This is a genomic window from Bradyrhizobium sp. CSA207, assembly GCF_029051685.1.
Classification (GTDB): domain Bacteria; phylum Pseudomonadota; class Alphaproteobacteria; order Rhizobiales; family Xanthobacteraceae; genus Bradyrhizobium.
The window spans coordinates 1-20,357 of sequence record NZ_JAACFT010000059.1 but is presented as its reverse complement, the minus strand read 5'-3'; the positions used below and the strand labels follow the sequence as shown (position 1 = coordinate 20,357).

Below are 20,357 nucleotides of genomic sequence, written 5' to 3'. Positions count from 1 at the left end.
TTCGGTCGAAGAGATCCTCGCATAGGACTCAAGGGCGCAGCTAACGCTCCGCTCATTGTTAGCGCAAGGTTAGCGCAAGCGACCCGGTTCCGGCGAAGGAACCGAGCGCCTACTTCCTTCTCCGGCATAGAAGCCACTGCTGCAAACTAGTTGGGCAATCACAACCAGCACGATAATATTGCGTGGCTTGCTCGCCTTCAGAAACGGCATCTGCAAGGCCATCAAGCTTTCGAACGGTCTGATGCATGAGTCGGACCGATGAAAATCGGGGACATGCGGGCTCGTAAGGCATCCGCGCTCAAGTTAAACGCGGTTTGATCGCGTGACGTGCGCATACATTCAGCAGTGAAAACCATGGAATTCTTGAAAGCGCCTTCTTCGCGTCATGCTGCATGGGCATGACATCATTATTCTGCTGAATCAGAGCTGGCCTGTTCCCTCGAGGAACTGATGTTCGCTTTCGATTTGTAGCTCCGATTTTTATCTGAAATTCACACTCGATCGAGAAGGTTGAACGCTAATCCCTGCGAGTAATTTCGCTCGCGCAGAAATTCGAGTGTGAAATGTCGTCAGATCAAAACGTCCTCTCCGCAAGTGGCTTCATCAACTCCATCGGCGTCAACACGCATGCCGGCTTCGGGTGGACCGACTACAATAACCTCGCGTTGATGGTCGATGACCTGAAGTATCTCGGCGTCACCCGTCTCCGCGACGCGATGGGAACCAGCCCGGCCGCGCAACCGGTCGTTGAGGGGCTGGCTGCTGCCGGCTACAAGTTCGATTTCCTGGTGTCATCCGCCCTGCCCCAGCAGGGCACTGCCAGCCTTCAGAAGTATATCGTGTCGCTTGAGAAGTTCATGGCGAGCCATCCAGGCACGATCAGCGCCATCGAGGGGCTCAACGAGGCCAATCACCAGCCCTTCAGCTACAATGGCAGCTCGAGCCTCAGCGCCGCGGCCCAGTTCCAGAGCGCGCTCTATCAGGCGGTCAAAGGAGACGCTGCGCTTTCCAGCATTCCCGTCTTCAATCTGTCGCTCGCCTACAACGATCCCCAGGGCTACAGCCAGCTCGGCGACATGTCGGGCTCGGTCGATTTCGCCAATGCGCATGCCTATGTCAGCACCAGCCTCACGACCGGCAGCTCACTTGCTGCCACATTGAGCGCCGTCTCTACCGCGGCACCGGGAAAGCCCGTCGTGATTACGGAGACCGGCTACACCACCCAAGCCAACTCCCAATATCTCGGCGTTGACGAAACGGTGCAGGCCAAGTCGATCTTGAATACCCTGGTTGATGCCTACAAGGCTGGCGTGAGTGCGACCTATCTCTACGAAATGTTCGACCGCGACTCGTCCGCGAGCAACATCAATCCCGAAGCCAACTTCGGCCTGTTCAACTCCGATGGAACCCCGAAGCTCGCCGCGACTGCAATTCACAACCTGACGAGCATTCTGGCTGATGACGGCAAGGGCGGCCTGCAGCCGACTGATCCATTGAACTACACTCTGAGCAACATGCCGGCCTCGGGCAACAGCATGGTGCTCGGCAAGAGCAATGGCGCCTACGAGCTTGTCGTTTGGGCCGAGCCGAAGCTCTGGAACGATGCGGCCGACGCCGAGATATCCAATCCGACCCAGAGCGTCACCGTAAATCTCGGCGGCGTGCATCATTCTGTAAAGGTTTACGATACGTTGACGGGAACGTCGGCGATCGCCAGCTACACCGACGTCAGCACGATTACGATTCCGGTCAGCGATCACCCGCTGGTCATCGAGATCGACGCGCCTGCGACTACCCCCGTTCCGCCGGATACCCGGACCAGTGTCAGCGGTACGGCTGCCGAGATCGTGCCGCAACTGTCCGACCTGAGCACGTCGACGGCGCTGCAGACCATCACGCTGACCGACTCGCATGTCCTGCCCGTCGCTTCGAAGGCGACGATGAACTATATGATTTCGCATTACGGCAGCGCGCTGTCCAAGATCCAGGGCGGCTATTCGTTCTCGGTGACGAATTCGGCGCCGACCTGGACCAGCACGCTGACCTACGATGCGACGGGCAAGCTGCTCTCGACCTCCAACACCGGGCTGAACAGCAGCGGGCTTCCGATCTCGACCACCATCGCCTATTCCGACGGCTCCAAGGACGCAATCGGCTACACCGCGGGCATCAAGACGACCTTTATTCATCTCGCCACCGACGGCACCCGGACCACCGACACGTATAACACCGCCGGAACGCTTCTCAGCGAGGTGGTGCAGAAGCCGACCGGGTCTTATTCCACGACCATCTACACCAATGGTGTGAAAACCGCGGCCTACGTTCTGAATGCCGACCACACCCAGGACAATTACACCTACAACATCACCGGTCGGAGCTACACCACCCAGGTCCAGCACCTCGATACGACCGGTAAGGTCACGTCGGTCACCCGAACCCATGCGGACGGAACGCTCGACTCGACCCAGGTCTTCAACAGCGACGGCAGCAGCATCATCACCAGCTACAACGCCGCGGGCGCCAAGCTCGTCGAGACCGATTATCACGCCGATCACAGCAAGGACGTTTGGACCTACAACATCACAGGTCAGAGCTATACGACCGAACACGACATCTACGACACGACCGGTTTCCTCACGACGCTGGTGCGCCGCCATGCGGACGGCAGCCTCGCGTTCAAGCTGGTCCAGACGCAGGACGGGACCAAGACCACCGACTGGTATGATGCCACTGGCAATCTCACCAGCGAAGTCGTGCAAAAGGCTGACGGCTTCAACTCGACTACGCTCTATAGCAACGGCCTGAAGACCAAGGCCTATGTCCATAACGCCGACGGCAGTCAGGATAATTACAGCTACGGCGTCACCGGCCAGAGCTACGTCACCCTGATCCAGCATGTCGACCCCTCCGGCAAGGTGACGGCGGTGACGCGCAAGCACGCCGACGGAACGCTCGATTATACCCAGGTCATCAACAGCGACGGCAGCAGCGTCATTACCAACTATGATGCGGCGGGTACCAAGACGAAGGAGACGGACTATCACGCCGACGGCAGCAAGGATGTCTGGCTCTATAACGTCACCGGCCAGAGCTACACGACCGAACACGACATCTATGACTCGACAGGCTTCCTGACCACGCTGGTGCGCCGTCACGCCGACGGCAGTCTCGCCTTCAAGCTGGTGCAGAGCAGCGACGGCACCAAGACCACCGACTGGTACGACGCGACGGGCATTCTCACGAGCGAAGTCGTGCAGAAGGCGGACGGCTACAACTCCACGACGGTTTACAGCAACGGCGTGAAGACCGCGGCCTACATCACCAATCCCGACCAGAGCCACGACAATTACAGCTACAACATCGTGGGCCAGACCTACACGACCCAGCATCAACATCTCGACGCATCCGGCAAGGTCACGGAAGCCGATCGCATGCATGCCGACGGCACGCTCGACTATACGCTAATCGTCAATAGCGACGGCAGCAGCGTGGTCAGCAACTACAGCGCCAGCGGCGTCAAAATGACCGAGACCGACTATCACGCCGACGGTTCAAGGGACACTTTCCTCTACCATGTTGTCGGCCAGAACTACACGACCGAGCATGACAGCTACGATACGACGGGCTTCCTCACAAATATCGTGCGGACCCACGCGGACGACAGCCTGGCGTTCACGTTGACCCAGAGCACCGACGGCACCAAGACGTCAGACTGGTACGATGCCACGGGCTCTCTCACCAGCGAGGTGACAACAAAAAGCGACGGTTACAGCTCCACGACGGTCTACACCAACGGCGTGAAGACCGCGGCCTACATCACCAATGCGGATGGCACCTCGGACAATTGGAGCTACAACATCGCCGGGCAGACCTACACCACCCAGCACCAGCACCTCGATGCGGCCGGGCACATCGAATCCATCACGCGGACCCACGCCGATGGCACGCTGGACTACACCCAGGTCATCAACGACGACGGCAGCAAGCTCACCGACATCTACGACAGCGCCGGCACCAAGACGCAGGAAGTTGCAAACAATGTCGACGGATCAAAGGACGTCTTCTTGTTCAACTTCAACGGACAGTTCGGCACGACGCAGCACGAGAACTACAATGCAGCCAATGCGCTCCAGTTCTTCGACGATACCAAGGCGGACGGCACCCACAACGTCACCGCGGTGGCCGCGGGGGTAACCATCCAGGGCGGCAACAGCAATGACCTGTTCTCATCGGCGCCCGGCTCGACCACGATTGTTTACGATCATGGTCAGGATCAGATCGTCAACTTCCATGCCGGCGACGTCGCGAATCACGACACGATCGAGATCTTGAAGCTGCTCGCCCCGGACTATAGCCACCTGCAGATCTCGCAATCCGGCGCGAACGCCGTCGTGACGCTTTCGGCAAACGATACGATCACGCTGAAGAACGTCAACGCCGCCAGCTTGACGAGTCACGATTTCATGTTCGTCTGAGGCCGAAGGTCGCGTGCCCGCATCAACGTTGTATGGGACCGGACCGCGCACTGGCGGGTCCCGGTCACTGGCCAATGATTAGGCTCATGCCTCCTCGAGAGGCACGAGCAGCACGACAAGCTTTCACTCGCTGCTGACCAGCGCCACGGTAACTCCGACCGCGGTCCATTTCGTGGTGATTTACCTGACGTTTACGTGCGCACCTTGCGAACTTGCGTCACAATTCCCCGCTAGAAGGGCAAAACGCCACGCAAGGAACCGACGCCAATATGGAAATCCGCGAGCCAAGACGCTTTGTCGTTCTCGATTTCTACCGGTTCGTCGCTGCGCTCGGCGTATTCGTTTTTCATCTGAAGAACATCGACAAGGGCATCTCGCCGGTCTGGAACGGCTCTTACGGCCTGTTCGTCGACATGTTCTTCATCCTGTCCGGCTTCGTGATCTCGTATTCGTATCCTTCGACGTCGACGGGTATCCGGTCTTACGTGCGCTTCCTGGTTCGGCGGATCGCACGGATCTATCCCCTGCATGTCCTGACGCTGCTCGCATTTTTGGCTCTCGCCTGCGTGGGGATCTCCGGTCCGACCTCGCACGCGGGTCTGCCGGATTTCATCTACAACGCTTTCCTCGTGCAGGCTTGGGGCGTCACTGACCATCTGAGCTTCAATTCGCCCGCCTGGTCAATCAGCGCCGAGTTGTTCTGCTACCTGCTGTTCCCGTTGCTCATGCTCCTGGCCGGCAGCGTGTCCCCGCTCGTGCTGGCGATGATCGTGGCCGTCTGCTACGGCATCCTTGCCCATGGCCATCTGCCGATCTGGCAAGATCGCTCGCAGATGTACGGCGCCAATTTCGACTATGGCATGCTGCGCGCCTTGCCGAGCTTCCTGAACGGCATCCTGCTCACGGTCCTGTTCAGGCTGTCGGGCGATTACCGCAAGAAACCGGTTGCCATTGCAGGGATCGCGCTCTTTGCGATCTCGGTGCTGATCCTGAACGCTTATGCCAAGCCTGATCTTGCGATTGTCCTGTTTTCGCTGGCGATCCTCGTCACCGCCGTTGGCGAGAGTGCATTCGCGCGGTTTCCGGGCTCGGCCTGGCTCGGCCGGCTCGGCAACACGTCCTACGCGATCTATATGATCCACGAGTTGCTGCTCATTCTCCTGTTCAAGCCGGCGTGGACTTATCTCGGGCTGCAACCGGGCCTCTTTCCGATCTTTGCGCTGGTCTGCTGCATCGTTCTCACGATTGTCGCCGACATCACCTACAGCTACATCGAGAATCCGGCGCGGAAATTGATCAACCGGCTCGCCCCGGGGGATTCCAAGCCATCGCGTGCTGCCATCGCCGAGCCCCTGAATCTCGGCGAATCCGGGCAGCCTGCAAACGCGGGCTAGGCCTTCGCACTAATCCTTAGGTGGAGTCGCCGGCTTAGGCTCCGACGGTCGTATCCGGCTCAATACCTCGTGCCATATCTGCAGCACTGCGGACCGGGCCACGACGAGCACGAGGGCCGCATAGACGACGGCGCCAAGCAATACCAGCAAGCCAAGGCGCAGCCATGGTGACATCGCTGGTAACGCGAACGAGGTTCCGACCACCGCGGCGGCCATGATCGCCGAGCCCGTGAACGCGGGCACAAGTGCCTGGGCGTATCGCCCGACGCCAAGCGAGAGGATGCGCAGTGAAGCACCTGCGGACAGCGGATACAGCATCAGGGCACGCACAACGTAGCCAACCGCGATCGCGATCAACCCGAAGGGCGCGGCGACGATGAAAATCGCGATGTTCGAGAGCGCGTAGATCAACGTCAGCCAAGTCTGCCAATGCGGCTTGCCAAACGCCAGGATGACCGAATGATTATAGAGGCCGATAGTGGTCAAGAATCCCGTGACCGACATGATCGACAACAAGTGAGCCGAATTCAGCCATTTGGTGCCGAAAAAGGCCTCCATGACATCCGGTGCCAGTGCCGCAAGGCCGGCGAAGATCGGCGCCGTCAGCAGCGATGTATACATCACAAAATCAAGCAGGGTCGTGCGCGACGCTTCGCGGTCATCCTGCAGGCCGGCAATGGTCGCGAAGAACACTCGGTTCAAGGCATTGCCGATCACCGTGCTTACGGCGTTGACCAGGCGCTTGGCGAGGCTATAGAAGCCGGCGCCAGCTGCGCCCGTGTACCAGGTGACGAAGATCAGGTCGGAATTGGCGTTGGCGAAGTTCGTCACTCCCGTCAGCGCCACGTAGCGGCCGTAGCTGATAAGTTCCATGACCGTCTGCCGGCTGAAGCGAAGGCCGGGACGCCAGGGCGTCAGGGTCCACAGGCTCACCAGCGAGATGAGTGATGTCGTGACCAGTTGCCCGACCAGCGCGAGCACGCCGTAGCCCTGGCTCGCCAGAGCGATGCCGACCATGCCACCGATCGAGATCGAAAGCAAAGAGCGGACGGCGAGCGAACGAAAGAGTTGATTGCGCGTGAGCCAAGCCTCGTGGGTCCGGGATAGTCCCTGCACCGCGACCACGATGCAAAAGCCCTTCAGGACCACGGAGAGATCCTCCAGACCGGAAAATCGCTCGATCGTGTTGCTCGAGACGAACAACAGCAAGGCCGCAAGAAGCGAGAAGCCGGCGATCAGCCAAAACGAGGCGTTGTAGTCTTCGTCTTTCGGTTGCGCGCGCGCCTGGACCGCGATCGCAATGCTCTCGATCAGGACGGCACGGCAAAAATCAAGCGCCAGGGCCCCCGTCGCCACGATGCCAAGGATCTGCGGCGACAACAGCCGCGCCATGATGACATAAATGGCGAGCGTGAGCCCTTGTCCCACCGCGGCGTCGATTGTGGACCAGATCACACCCGAAACGATCGAGCGCTGCTTGAAGGATGTCTCGTGGCGCAATTGGGAGCCTGTCACAATCTCGGGATACGCAGACGGTCGCCGGCGAACAATCGGCTGCGACGGTCCAACAGTCGCCGCTTTTAAGATGACACTACGGCAAGATCGCAGCGACAATCCGAGGCCATATGAATTTTCGAGGCAATTTTCGACGACTGATCAACGAGGTCGGTTGCGATTTTATTGATCAACTGCCCTACCCTCACGTGGAACTCTTTTTCTGGCGGCCGGACAATGGAACGGTCAATTTCGGCGACCATCTCTCACTCGTCGTCGTCGATCAATGCCTGCGGCGCTCCGGTTATACTCTCGCAGACGAAGTCCCTCACGCAAGGCGAATGCTCGCGATCGGGTCGATCCTGCATTATGCGCGGAATGGCGACGTCATCTGGGGCAGCGGGTTGAATGGTCGTCCCGGCCAGGACGATCTCAATCGAAGGGTCGATCATCTGGACGTTCGCGCGGTGCGCGGCCCGCGCACGCAGGAAATCCTGCGGCGCCGGGGCCTCGCTGTTCCGGATGTGTTCGGCGACCCCGCGCTGCTGCTTCCGCAGCTGTTTCCAGGCCGCTTTCAGCGTCGTCCAATGCGCCCCTGGGTTTTCGTGCCCAACCTGCATGATCTGAGCCTGGTCGATCACAGATCCGCCGATGTAGTCACCCCGCTGGGTTCGTGGAATCGGCGCATTGAAGCGATCCTCGCAGCAGAACTGGTGCTGGCGAGCTCACTGCATGGCATTATCGTCGCCGAGGCATTCGGCATACCGGCTCGTTACGTGCGGCTTACCGATGCTGAATCCGAGTTCAAGTACCGTGACTATTATGAAGGCACCGGCCGGTTCGATGTTGAGTTTGCCTCCAGCATTGAAGAAGGCCGGGAAATGGGCGGCACCGCGCCCGCTAGCTTCAATCATCAAGCCTTGATGGACGCCTTCCCGGTCGATCTCTGGAGCGGAAAGAGCTGACATGGCCAAGCGCTTCCGGGTCGCGATCTACGCCCCGCACTTCGCTGAATATTCGTATCGGTTGGCCGCCGCACTGGCGAGGCACTGCGACGTCCGCCTGGTGCTCAATCGCAAGGATGCCAACCAGCAATGGAACCTGTCCTGGATTCCGCCATCGGCCCCATTCGACGCACGCGTTCGGGACCTTAGTCTGCGCCGCTTCGGCGCAATCGGGCTTCCAACGTCATTTCTCGACGTCCTCACGTTCCGTCCGGACGTTGTCCATTGCCATGAATGTCCGGAATACTTCACTGCAGGCCTGATGGAGCTGATTCGGTTGACGAGCCTGCCGCGTGTCCTGACGGTCCATGATGCAATTCCCCACTCCGAGGGCGGGTCCGGCACGAATTCCAGTGAGGAAGGACTGCGGGAACGGATGCGCGCTTCGGCGACGCACGTCACGGTCCATGGCCAAAGCTGCATTTCGGACTTCCGACGTGCATCGCCGGACTACAAGGGAGATGTCACCTCCTCTATGCACGGGGTGCTGATGGTGCCACCTGCCGACGCCGTTCCAGTCCAATCGATGAAGGGCCGAATACTCTTCTTCGGGCGCATGTGGGCCTATAAGGGGCTCGATGTTTTTCTGGATGCGATCGATATGCTGGCAAAACGAGGCGTGCCCCATCACGCCATCGTCGCCGGCCGTGGGCCGGAGATGACTCGGCTCGGTCCGCGCATGGCCGGAGTGCCAACGATCGAAGCCATCGACGCCTATATTTCCGCCGCCGATACTAGCGCTCTTTTCCAATCGGCCGAGATCATCGCCCTGCCTTACAAGGACGCCAGCCAGAGCGGCGTGCTGGCATCCGCCTTCGGCAACCGGCGTCCCGTTGTCGCGAGCGCCACGGGCGGCATTCCCGACGTCGTCACCGATGGTATCAACGGCCTCCTGGTGCCGCCGGGAGACGCCACGGCGCTGGCGGATGCGCTTGAACGCGTTCTCACCTCGCGATCACTGGCCGCGAGCTTGACCGATGGTGCAAGGGAAACAGCGGCCGGATCGTTGAACTGGGATCACATTGCCGACGATTTGTTCGCGAGCTATCGCCGTCTCACTGGTGCGGGCGTCTGAGCGAGCAGGATGCCACATGCCTCATGGCTAGATGGACTGCTCCATCTTGCTGAGGGGGCGGAAGAACAGGCTACGCAAAGCGCCATCCATCAGCCGCCTCAGCCTCACCTCGATCAGCTCATAGCTGATTGCGCTTGCCGCCAGCGACATGACCAGGCCCAGCACAATGAATGCGGCCCAAAGCAGCCACCGATCGACGCCGATGGCGACGAGCTTCAGCCCGCTCATCTGCAACGGGAACAGCACAAAAGGATGCACGAGGTAGAGGCTGTAACTGATCTTCCCGACATATTGCAGGGCCGGCAGGCTGAGCGCGTTGGCGATACCGGAGCCCGGTGCCAGCACCATCGCGAACAGCAGGATGCCGGGAATGAGACCCACAAACGGATGAAACAGAACCAGGCTCGCATACATGGCGACGCCGCAGATTCCACCCGCGGCGACACCGGCGGCGCCCGGAATATGAATGCGAAAGCCGGTGGCGCTGAACAGCATGCCGATGCAAAAGAACGCAGTTATCGGCCAGTGCATTACACAGGCGATCCCAAGCAGAACCACGGGCGCGGCCATCACCCGGCCGCCAAGCCGGAGCGCGATGAACGTGAGCGCGAACCAGATATAGAACGCCCACTCATAGGTCAGCGTCCAGGCATTCTGCTGGGCGATGGGCAAGCCTACCACGTCCTGCAGAAAGAAAAGGTTGGCCGTAGATATCGCGAGATAACTGCCAAGATCGATTCCGCGAAAGAACTTGTAGCCGAGGATCGGTCCGATCACGAACAGCGCGAGGTGCAGCACGACGAAGACTGGCATGATGCGCAGCACGCGATCAAAGAAGAACCGCGGCACCGATCCATGCCGCACGAGACTCGCCGGAATCAAGAACCCGCTGATGATGAAGAACAGCTCGACCCCATGCCCACCGACGTTGATGACCGACTGCAACCATGGCCAGATTGGCGGCAGGAAGCCCGGATTCGGAATGTCGTACACGCCGCCCTTCGGCATGTCGTAGAAATGATCCATCAACACGCTGAGCGCCGCTATGCCGCGCAGCCCCTGGACGGACGGTACAAACGATCCGTCATATCCGGCGTTCGGCCGGCCGATGAACGCCTTCATTCCGCCGCACCCTGGCTGAGTACGGGTTCGAGGCCAACGGGCGGCCTGCGCTCCGACCGGAACCGGTGACCAAAGGAGATGCTGGGTTTCTCGATGAAGGTGTACGTCAACCAGCTCACGAACAGCGACAGCACGACGATCACCAAGACGAACAGCGACCATTCAAGCGGTCCGTCACCGACGCCAACGAAACGGTGGATCCAGACGATCACGAACGGCGACACCAGATAAACTGAATAGCTGATCACGCCGACGAAAGCCATGAAGCGCCAAGCCATCCTCTCGCCGAACGCGGCGAAGGCAATGAACACCAGAGCGGCGCAGACGTAGGCCGACCCGATCGAATAGCTGTAGAAGAAGTTCTCCTGATAGACGCCGCCGAACCGCTTATCCGCCAGCGTGACGGCAAAGATCGCGTAGAACAGCGTGCAGACAGCCACATGAGCCCATCGCAGCTTCCCCCCGATCACCGTGTCGCGAATGATCTTGCCTAAAAACATCGCCGACAGGTTCAAACCGACCTCCATCACCGACGACACCGTCCTGCTCTCGGTCATCAGTGGCGCGATGATACCAATCAGTGCCGCCGTAATGACGATCGCGACGGCGGTGAAGCGCCGGTTCAACAGCCCCATCGCAAAGAGAACGGTGCACCCGAAGTAAAAGAGCAGCTCGATGGCAAGCGTCCAGTAGAATACCCAGAGGTTTGGAACATTCACGAATGTCTGCAACATCGTCACGTTCGCGACGATCTGCGACAGCGGGTAAGTCCTGAACTCCAGCACCAGCGTGGTGGCCAGTCCGATCAGGATCGATGTCCAGTACGCCGGGTAGAGCCGGAAGAACCGGCTGGTGGCAAAATCCCGCACCGGCGCGGAGCTTTCGGGGAAGCTGAATGGAATAACGAACCCGCTGACGAAAAAGAACAGGACGACGCCGAACCGTCCGAAGTTGATGTAGTACCCGATCGCGTCGTGAAATGCCCAGTAGTATCCGCCGGTCGGGTGGTTCTGCACGATTACCTCGAGCGCGTGCTGGAACAGCACCGCCAACACGGCGATGCCGCGCAACGTATCGATGAATGCGAGACGTCTATGCATTGAGTTCTTCACCCGTTCACGCCCATTACGCCGGCCTCGGCCTATCTCCGCCGAAAGTGTCGAGCGCGCCCCCGACGCCGAGAGCGGGAACTTGACGAGGTCGGACCGTTGCGACGGCATTGGCGGCCCGCGCGCCGGCTAACCGCTGGGAGAACACTGAGCTGAAGCTCAATGCGATGATCAGAAGGCCGGACGCCGGGCCGTAGTTCAAGACGGTAATCGTGAACAGGTTGACCACAAAAATCAGCGTCAGCTTGTAGACGTCGGTCGCCGCGAAGGTGGATCGAAACACCATGACCATGAAGGCTACGAATGGCAGGCCGAACATCAGGTACGTTCCGATGTAGAAATTATCGACAGGCACCCAAAACGACGCGAGTGGCGAGAACAACTTTTGCGGGTAATTAAAACATCCCGCGCCACATCCCGTGATCAGGCCGATCGGCATGAGCTGGCTCAGATAGACAAATGGCAACTGCCAGCTGTTATTGATTCGGTCGATAATGCTGAACATCGTGGAGTGCGGAACTGCAACAGTGCCCGACGCGACGACGATCATGAAGAACGGAACCAGGATCGCAGCGAACGACCACAAAGCGATGGTGCGAATTGCAGGAAAGCGAGATCGCTCCGGCAGCATGCGCACGAAGACCAATAGCAGCAGGTACAGCACCAGAACGATCATGGTTGTCTTGCTGGTGGTCAATCGGATGGCATAGATGGCGATCGCACCGAACAGAATGCACCAGGTTGTGCTCTTGCGGATCGATGTGATCGTGAACGACACCAGGATGAAGAAGGCGGCCATCGTGTTGTCGGCCGCGAAACCCATCAGACGCTGGTCATCCCCACCATAGGCCCACCACAGTCGGCCCGCTTCGCGCACCGCGCCGAAGGATTCGTATTTGAACCCGACCCACGGCATAAGGTAAAATTTGGTCAGGAAGACGCCGATCACCGAGAGATAAAAGGTCGCAGCAACGACCGACAGCAGCTTGCGGTAGGAACCGAGGCTTGAATCGCAGAAGCAGAAGCCGACGAAAATCGGCAGCATCATCTTGAATGATGACATGGCCGCGTTACCGGTGCCGAGCATGATGTAGCCGAGGACCAGCGAGAGCATCACTTGCAACAGCACCAGAAGAGCCAGGCTGCTGCGGTTACGGATGATGCAATACGCAATGAACTGGACGAAGCACAGAAGCGCGATCCCGTCCGGGACGTACCACAAGGCGTCCACATGAAGGATGCTGGTGTAGTAGCGAATCACGCCGCCGAAAGCGTCGCGAACCAGATAGACTCCAAGCGCGATCGCTTCGATGTTGAGGCTGATGGGCGTGACTTGCGGGCGCTGGTGGGCCAACTCGCTCATAGCAGGCTCAATTCGTCGGCCGCGCCGACGGCGCGGGCGATGCGGAGAATCTCGGGCGGCTCCTCAGGACATTGCGGAACAGCTTGCCGCCGGGAATCTCAACATAAAGATAGGTGAAGTGCGAAACGGCCAGCACTGCCGCGAGCGACAGGAGCAGATTCAACGTGGCGGGTAACCCAACACAGATCGCATCGAGTGCGGCAATCGGCCGATGCCCGAGCGCGCGCACGAAGTACTCGGCGAACAGCACCACAAGCGCGTGCACCATGTATACGGAATAGGAGCGGCGTCCGAGCCACACCAGCGGCCTGGCAACCAGCATGCGCGGCACCAATACGGCGTTCGGAAATGCCAGCAAACTTCCGAGGAAGACCGCAAATGTCACGGGCGCAAGGAAACTTATAGCGGGATAGGCCTCAACCAGCGAAACCAGAACAATGCTTGCAGCCATGGCAACAAGCTGGATCGCACCCTGCATGGCGGCATCTATATTGCGCGGCAGGCGTTCGACCACCCTCACCGTGAGGACACCGAGGAAAAAGCTCACAAAGCAGCGCAGGATTCCGAAGTCAGTCTGGAGCCCGAGGCTCGGCTTGTCCAACACGAACATGATGACGAACAAGCTTCCGCCCGCAAGCAGCGCGGCGCCCAGGTAGAGATACCGAAGCGAACCCAAGCGCTGGGCCAGCAACACGACCACGCCGAACGCCAGATAGGTGTAGAACTCCACGCTGATGCTCCAGCTCGGCGCGTTCCAACTCAAATAGTCGATGAACCCCATCGAATGCAGCAGGAGGAGATTGAGGAAGAATGAGTAGCCGTTGTTCACCTCGAACGTCGCCGGCACGGCCACTACGAGACCGGCCACGACAAGACCGATGCGCAAAAGACGGAACAGGAGGCCCGCCAATAACATCACAATATGAAGCGGGTAGACCCGCGCGAGTCGCCTGACCATGAACTCGCGTAGCGAGAACCGCCCAAAGTCTCCCTGAACGTAGCTGAGCGACATCACGATGCCGCTAAGAACAAAAAACAGATCGACCAGAAGCCACGCACTTCGAAAGAACGACCAATTGATCCACGCGTTGTGCGGGAACGCCGTGAGAAACGTCGGCATCAGCAGAAGATGATGGATCACCACGGACGTGGCGGCGATACCCCGGATGCTGTCAAGCGGCAGGACATGGGCTTTCTCACGATGAACCAACTCCGTCACATCGACATTCCCGGCACTGTTGCGTTGCAGCACTGTGTAACAGTTCGCATGAGCTTTTCAATCTTCACGGGTGCAGTGCCGTTGTGGATGCATGACAGCTAGCGGCAATTTCATCGCTCACAACTTTTTCGATTTTGTCCGCGCGCATTCGCGCTAAGCGAGGAAAACATAAGCTTACTCTTGGGACCTACTCGTCAATCATGATGCGCGGCGGCTCGCGTAATGAGCCCGCCAGCTCAATGCTCGCGAGTTTTTGCGAGCAAAGTTTGCGCAAAATCCGGCGTTGTTGCGATGCGAGTTCACAGGAAGACCATTTTTCAAGTACGCTTACACAAAGCCGGAACAACTTCGATCTCAAGTTATTGAACGGGGTTTGTCTCATCGGCACAACCGTGTCCTCTTGTTTGCAACAATCCCGAGCAGTGGCATGGCGCGGTTGCGGGCAAACGTAGACTAACTCTGCACAACGAAGGAGCATGCCCGGGCATACCGACTTCTTTGCAGAAATTTTGCTGATTTGTAGGTTTGCAGAAATTTTGCTGATTTGCAGGCGCGCTGTTGCGCCGCACAAAAATTGACACAGTTGCTTGACAGTCTGAGGGGTGCAACCAATCACGCTTTTTGTACGCAACCGCGAAGGGACACGGATGAGCGGGAAGTCAAAACGTTATCGCCGGTACGTCGGCGCGAAGCATAGATGGTTGCCGGCCATTTTGATTGGGGCGGCCCTGGCCGGCTTGAATGTCCATCCCAGTCACGCCCAATGCGTCGAGTTCTCAGATCGCGCAAGCCAGGTCGACCTGGATACGTTCACCAAGTCGCCGTCGTCGCTGCTGGAGCGGGTACGCAACGACAAGGACAGGTTGAAATACCTGCTTGCCACCTATATCGCCACCGATCCCTCGGTGTTGCCTTCCGTGCAAACGCTGATCTCGGAAGCAACCTCGTCGGATCGATCAGCGATCGGCGCGGCACTCCGGCTCGCCGAAGCACGGTGCACCACAACGAAGCGCGATGCCGCGCGCAAGATCAAAGACTTTATGCAGCGAACCGGCGATCTCTCAATGCTTGCAGGCTATTCGGCGGCCGGGGAGGACCAATCGCCCCAGTCCACGGCTGCCGACAAGACCCAAAAGCAGCCGAACCGCAGCAGCGGTCTCTTGTCGGGGGAGTGGAAGACGCAGCTCGCTGACCCCTTTAAGCCAATTCCTGTCCCCCGATAACCGTCATCGTCAAGGCAATGAATTATCAAATGTATCAGCCAAGAGAACAATTCCAGTCTGGGCATCGATTCGCCATCGAATTTGGTGGCGCGGTCCTGAATTTCGATCGCGTAGCCGATGTGCTGCGCCGGCAGTGGCCCCTGATCGTCGCGGCGGTTGCCGCCTCCATGCTGCTGGTGTTGATCTATCTGATGTTGGCAAAGCCCATGTATACGGCGAACGCCCGCATCATGATGGATACAAGGCAGACGCAGGTCCTTGACAAGGACAGCGGGACCAACACTGCACTCATCGATACCGGATTCGTTGACAGCCAGGTCGAGGTCATCAACTCGGACGACCTGATTCTCTTCATCGTTCGTCGCTTGCGACTGACGGAGGACCCTGAATTCAACGGCTCCAATCCCGGATTGGTGGCGATCATCCTTGGCAAGGTCATGTCTCTGTTCGACTCCGGTGAGCCGGCCTCGCAGGAACGGATTGAACATGCGGCGGTCCAGCTCGTGCAAAAGAATCTTCGGGTCGAACGCGTGCTGACTACGTATGTGCTCTCGCTCAGCTATCGCTCACAGAGTCCGGACAAGGCTGTAAAAATCGCAAATGCGATAGCGGATGCCTACATCGTCGGTGCGCTCGAGGCCAAGTACCAGTCGACGAAGCGGGCGACCGAGTGGCTCCAGCAGCGCAGCGCCGAACTCAGCGAGCAAGCCTCCGCCAGTGACAGGGCGGTCCAGAGCTTCAAGGCGGAGCATAACATCGTCGGAACCAGCCGCGGCTTGATGTCCGAGCAGCAGCTCTCGGATCTCAACACCCAGCTCGTTCAGGCCAGGACCGCCACGGCTGAAGCGAAGGCCCGCCTAGACCGGATTGAAGCGTTTACCGACCAGGATCTGGCCCAACCAACAGTCACTGACGCGCTCAACAACACGGTGATCACTCGCCTGCGCGCGCAATATCTCGATCTGCAGGCCCAATATGCCGATTGGTCGAAGCGCTACGGAAAGGCCCATCAGGCCGTGGTCAATATTGGCAACAAGATGGACGAGCTGCGTAAGAACATCGCCGACGAGGTTCGCCGCATCAGCGACGCCTATCGTAGCGATTATGAGATCGCTAAGAGCCGGGAGGCCTCCCTCGAGAAAAATGTAAAGGAACTCGTCGCGCAGGCGGGCCATACTGGCCAAGCTGAGGTCAAGCTGCGCGACCTTGAGAGCGCGGCCGACACTTATCGCCATCTCTACAATAACTTCCTCGAAAAACTGCAGAATGCCACTCAAAACCAGAGCTTCCCGCTTAGCGAGGCTCGCCTCATCAGCACTGCAACGAAGCCCGATCACAAGAGTTCTCCGCGCGCGGTGCTAGCTCTGATCGGCGGCCTGGTGGGAGGGCTTTGCCTTGGCTTCGGAGCGGCGTTTGCCCGCGAGCTACTGAGCGACGTCCTGCGGACGCCGGGAGAAGTCGAGGAGGAGCTCGGCGTGAAATGTCTCGGCGTTCTTCCGGACGTTCGCCCGGCGCGTGCGGCCAGGAAGACGCGCACACTGCTTGCATCAGCCGGAAAGTCCGCCCCCACAGGGCTGTCGCGTTACGTCATCGACCATCCATTCTCGCGCTTTGCGGAAATATTGCGCAACATCAAGGTATCGATCGATGTCGCGCGGCTGACCCGAGAGATCAAGGTGATCGGCATCGTGTCGTCGCTGCCGAAGGAGGGAAAGACGACGGTGGCCGCCAATTTCGCGCAGTTGATCGCAATGACGGGGCACCGCACCGTCCTGATCGACGGCGATCTGCATACGCGCTCGCTGACGCGGGAACTCGCGCCCAACGCTAAGACTGGCCTGGTCGAGGCGCTTAATGACCCGAACTCGCTCGGCTACCACGTGCAACGAAGCACGGAGACGGGCCTCGATTTCCTGCCCTCGATCGTCGCCGCTCGCATGGTCAACTCGGCGGACGTCATGTCGTCGAAGGCCATGGGAGGCCTGCTCGCGGTCTTGCGGGAGCACTACGAATACATCGTGATCGATCTTGCTCCGGTCATGCCGGTCGCGGACTCCAAGGCAGCCAGCCACCTCATCGATGCGATGGTGTATGTGATCGAATGGGGCCAGACGACGCGAAGTGCGCTCCAGGAGTCCATTTCCGGATCGGAAGTCCTTCAGAAGAAGGTGCTGGGCGCTGTGCTCAACCGCGCCGATCCGAAGATGCTGAAGCGCATCGAGGCGTACAAGGGCAAGCACCACAACAGCTATTACGTCGAACATGCCTAAAGCGAAGGGGGCGCAACGCAGTCGGCGGCTGCGCCCTCACGCATCTCCCCGACCTACCGACGCCCGCCGCGAAGCTATCCCGGGAGAAGCTTCACGGGGGTAGGGTAAACGCCGCAATTTTCGGTCCCGCCGGTTGCAGGGCGGAACGAAATGCCTGTCAAGCGTTCACACCCCGTGACGGGGGGTAAGCCTCCGGTGGGGACCGTCTTCTCGGATCGTGTTCGAGCGTGAGATGATTTGCTCATTGATTTGCAAGCAAATGAGCAAACGTGACGACGGTTACGGTTCTATCCGGTCCAGAGAGGCGACGGCGGTGGACGACTGCCGAGAAGCTTCGGATCGTGGAGGAAAGTCTGGCGCCTGGGACCAGTGTTGTCGAGGTTGCTCGACGACATGATGTTCACCGCAATCTGGTTACGGCTTGGCGCCGGCAGGTCCGCACAGGCGTCATCGCTTGTGGGCCTGAGCCGCTGACGCGGCGGGGTGACGACGTCGGTTTTGCGGCAGTCTCCATTGCGCCCGACCGGCAACCGTTGACGGCGCCCTCCGGAAGCTGTGGTGCGATCGAGATTGAGTTCGCGGCCGGGGCTCGGATGCGGATCACGGGCGCGGTTGACGCGGCGACGCTGAGCGCAGTCGTGGCCGCGCTGACCGATGGACGGCCACGATGATCCCGTTGCCGGCCGGGGTGCGGGTATGGCTCGCGACCGGCCATACCGACATGCGGAAGGGCTTTCCGTCGCTGGCACTGCAGGTCCAGGAGATCTTGGCAGGTCCAGGAGATCTTGCATCGCGATCCGCTGGGCGGCCACCTGTTTTGCTTTCGCGGCCGTCGCGGCAATCTCTTGAAGGTGATCTGGCATGATGGTCAGGGCGCCTGCCTGTTCACAAAACGCCTGGAGCGGGGGCGCTTCATCTGGCCGAGCCCGGCTGACGGTGTGGTGACGATCTCATCGGCACAGCTCGGTTATCTCTTGTCCGGGATCGACTGGCGGCACCCACAAGAGACGTGGCGGCCGACATCGGTCGGATGAGGCTTTGAGCTTGCGGATCCTGATGGATGTGATTCCATCACCGTCGTGACCACATCTGAATCGCTCCCCACCGATCTTGCCGCCGCGCATGCGATGATCCTTGCCGAACGGGCCGCGCGGCTGGAAGCTGAGGCGGTTGCGGCAAGCGCCAAAGCGGAAGCTGCCAACGCGAAGGCGGCGGAGGCACTGATCAGTTACCTCAAGCTCGAGATCGAGAAGCTGCGCCGCCAGATTTACGGCAGCCGCTCGGAGCGCAAGGCACGGCTCCTGGAGCAGATGGAGCTTGAGCTTGAAGAGTTGGAAGCAACCGCAACCGAGGACGAACTGGCGTCTGAGAGGGCGGCGGCTCAGACACAGGCCGTCAGGTCCTTGCAGCGCAAGCGGCCGTCGCGCAAACCGTTCCCAGATCATTTGCTGCGCGAGCGTGTCGTAGTCGCCGCACCGGAGAACTGTCCCTGCTGCGGCTCATCGAAGCTATCAAAGCTGGGCGAAGATATCACCGAGACGCTGGAGGTCGTTCCCCGGCAGTGGAAGGTGATCCAGACCGTGCGTGAGAAGTTCTCGTGCCGGCGCTGCGAGGCGATCACCCAGCCGCCGGCGCCCTTCCACGTGACGCCGCGCGGCTTTGCCGGGCCCAATCTCCTGGCCATGATCCTGTTCGAGAAGTTCGGCCAGCATCAGCCCTTGAACCGGCAGAGCGAGCGCTACGCCCGGGAGGGCATCGATCTGAGCCTGTCGACACTGGCCGATCAGGTCGGCGCCTGTGCGGCGGCCCTGCAGCCGCTTTATCGGCTAATCGAGCGTCACGTCCTGGCCGCCGAGCGGCTGCATGGCGATGACACCAGGGTGCCGATCTTGGCCAAAGGCAAGACAATCAAGGGCCATATCTGGACCTATGTCCGCGACGACCGGCCATTCGGCGGCCGGGCGCCGCCGGGTGCGCTCTATTATGCCTCGCGCGATCGACGGCAGGAGCATCCCACACGACATCTCCAAAGCTTCTCCGGGATCCTGCAGGCCGACGCCTATAGCGGCTACAACGAGCTGTATGACGCCTCGCGCGCGCAGGGACCGGTCACGCCCGCACTCTGTTGGGCCCATGCCAGGCGGCAGTTTTTTGAACTGGCGGACATCGCCGCCAATGCGAGGCGAGACAAGGACGCCGCGGCGATCTCGCCGATCGCCCTGGAGGCGGTCAAGCGCATCGACGCCTTGTTCGACATCGAGCGCGGCATCAACGGGGAGAGGACCGAAGAGCGGCTGCGGGTGCGTAAAGAACAAAGCGCCCCGCTTTTGTTGGCATTGGAAGCATGGCTGCGCGAGCAGCGCGCCCGGCTGTCGAACTCGTCCGCAGTCGCCAAGCCAATCGATTACATGCTGCGCCGCTGGGACCGGTTCGCTCGCTTCGTCGATGACGGACGGATCTGCCTGACAAACAATGCGGCGGAGCGCGCTGCGCGGCTTTGCCCTCGGCCGCAAGTCCTGGCTGTTCGCCGGCTCCGAACGTGGTGCCGACCGGGCCGCCCTCATGGTGACGCTGATCATGACGGCAAAGCTCAACGACGTCGATCCGCA

14 protein-coding genes are annotated in these 20,357 nt (G+C 59.9%); 9 read left to right on the top strand and 5 right to left on the bottom strand.

Features of this window, described 5'->3' with window-relative positions; genetic code table 11:
* Nucleotides 1-563: 563 nt before the first annotated feature.
* Together GWG65_RS38035 and GWG65_RS38030 are read left to right on the top strand one after the other, a co-directional pair.
* A complete protein-coding gene (locus tag GWG65_RS38035; protein WP_275200522.1) occupies nt 564-4,475 on the top strand; it encodes an RHS repeat protein in 3,912 nt (1,303 codons plus the stop codon).
* 269 nt (nt 4,476-4,744) lie between these two features.
* On the top strand, nt 4,745-5,869 hold the full coding sequence (locus tag GWG65_RS38030) for an acyltransferase (RefSeq protein WP_275200521.1): 1,125 nt from the start codon (nt 4,745-4,747) through the stop codon (nt 5,867-5,869).
* Nucleotides 5,870-5,878: 9 nt separating this feature from the next.
* Here the strand turns inward: GWG65_RS38030 and GWG65_RS38025 are convergent, their stop codons facing one another.
* Nucleotides 5,879-7,369, bottom strand: coding sequence for a lipopolysaccharide biosynthesis protein (locus GWG65_RS38025; RefSeq protein WP_275200520.1), 1,491 nt, complete (start codon nt 7,367-7,369; stop codon nt 5,879-5,881).
* Between the two features lie 125 nt (nt 7,370-7,494).
* On the opposite strand from GWG65_RS38025, the gene GWG65_RS38020 reads away from it, so the two are divergent.
* Both GWG65_RS38020 and GWG65_RS38015 read left to right on the top strand, forming a co-directional pair.
* Nucleotides 7,495-8,328, top strand: a complete 834-nt coding sequence (locus GWG65_RS38020; RefSeq protein WP_275200519.1) for a polysaccharide pyruvyl transferase family protein — start codon at nt 7,495-7,497, stop codon at nt 8,326-8,328.
* Nucleotide 8,329: 1 nt separating this feature from the next.
* Complete coding sequence (locus tag GWG65_RS38015; RefSeq protein ID WP_275200518.1) at nt 8,330-9,442, top strand: glycosyltransferase family 4 protein; 1,113 nt, start codon at nt 8,330-8,332, stop codon at nt 9,440-9,442.
* Nucleotides 9,443-9,469: 27 nt separating this feature from the next.
* On the opposite strand, the gene GWG65_RS38010 is transcribed toward GWG65_RS38015, so the two are convergent.
* Genes GWG65_RS38010 through GWG65_RS37995 form a run of 4 tightly spaced genes read right to left on the bottom strand, consistent with a single transcriptional unit; the run spans nt 9,470 to nt 14,288 of the window.
* Nucleotides 9,470-10,564: an acyltransferase gene (locus tag GWG65_RS38010; protein ID WP_275200530.1), complete on the bottom strand. Its 1,095-nt coding sequence runs from the start codon at nt 10,562-10,564 to the stop codon at nt 9,470-9,472.
* Complete coding sequence (locus GWG65_RS38005; protein ID WP_275200517.1) at nt 10,561-11,634, bottom strand: acyltransferase; 1,074 nt, start codon at nt 11,632-11,634, stop codon at nt 10,561-10,563. The genes GWG65_RS38010 and GWG65_RS38005 overlap by 4 nt, the downstream gene beginning before the upstream one ends.
* Before the next feature lie 55 nt (nt 11,635-11,689).
* A complete protein-coding gene (locus GWG65_RS38000) occupies nt 11,690-13,036 on the bottom strand; it encodes a hypothetical protein (protein WP_275200516.1) in 1,347 nt (448 codons plus the stop codon).
* A gap of 7 nt (nt 13,037-13,043) precedes the next feature.
* A complete protein-coding gene (locus tag GWG65_RS37995; protein ID WP_275200515.1) occupies nt 13,044-14,288 on the bottom strand; it encodes an acyltransferase in 1,245 nt (414 codons plus the stop codon).
* Between the two features lie 614 nt (nt 14,289-14,902).
* Here GWG65_RS37995 and GWG65_RS37990 point away from each other — a divergent pair.
* From GWG65_RS37990 to GWG65_RS37970, 5 genes are all read left to right on the top strand, one after another.
* Nucleotides 14,903-15,478 carry a hypothetical protein gene (locus tag GWG65_RS37990; RefSeq protein WP_275200514.1) on the top strand — a complete coding sequence of 192 codons (576 nt, stop codon included), beginning with the start codon at nt 14,903-14,905 and terminating at the stop codon, nt 15,476-15,478.
* Between the two features lie 29 nt (nt 15,479-15,507).
* Entirely contained in the window at nt 15,508-17,748 is a 2,241-nt protein-coding gene (locus tag GWG65_RS37985) for a Wzz/FepE/Etk N-terminal domain-containing protein (RefSeq protein ID WP_275200513.1), read from the top strand.
* 269 nt (nt 17,749-18,017) lie between these two features.
* Nucleotides 18,018-18,419, top strand: a complete 402-nt coding sequence (locus GWG65_RS37980) for a transposase (RefSeq protein ID WP_275200512.1) — start codon at nt 18,018-18,020, stop codon at nt 18,417-18,419.
* 114 nt (nt 18,420-18,533) lie between these two features.
* Nucleotides 18,534-18,782 (top strand): IS66 family insertion sequence element accessory protein TnpB, encoded by a 249-nt coding sequence (gene tnpB / locus GWG65_RS37975; RefSeq protein ID WP_342760708.1) that lies wholly within the window; start codon nt 18,534-18,536, stop codon nt 18,780-18,782.
* A 93-nt stretch (nt 18,783-18,875) separates the two neighbouring features.
* Nucleotides 18,876-20,357 (top strand): IS66 family transposase gene (locus GWG65_RS37970; RefSeq protein WP_275200529.1). Its coding sequence is split into 2 segments (ribosomal slippage), with 1,484 coding nucleotides annotated over them: nt 18,876-20,236 and nt 20,235-20,357; the frame shifts between segments, so codons are not numbered across the junction. This gene is flagged as partial in the annotation.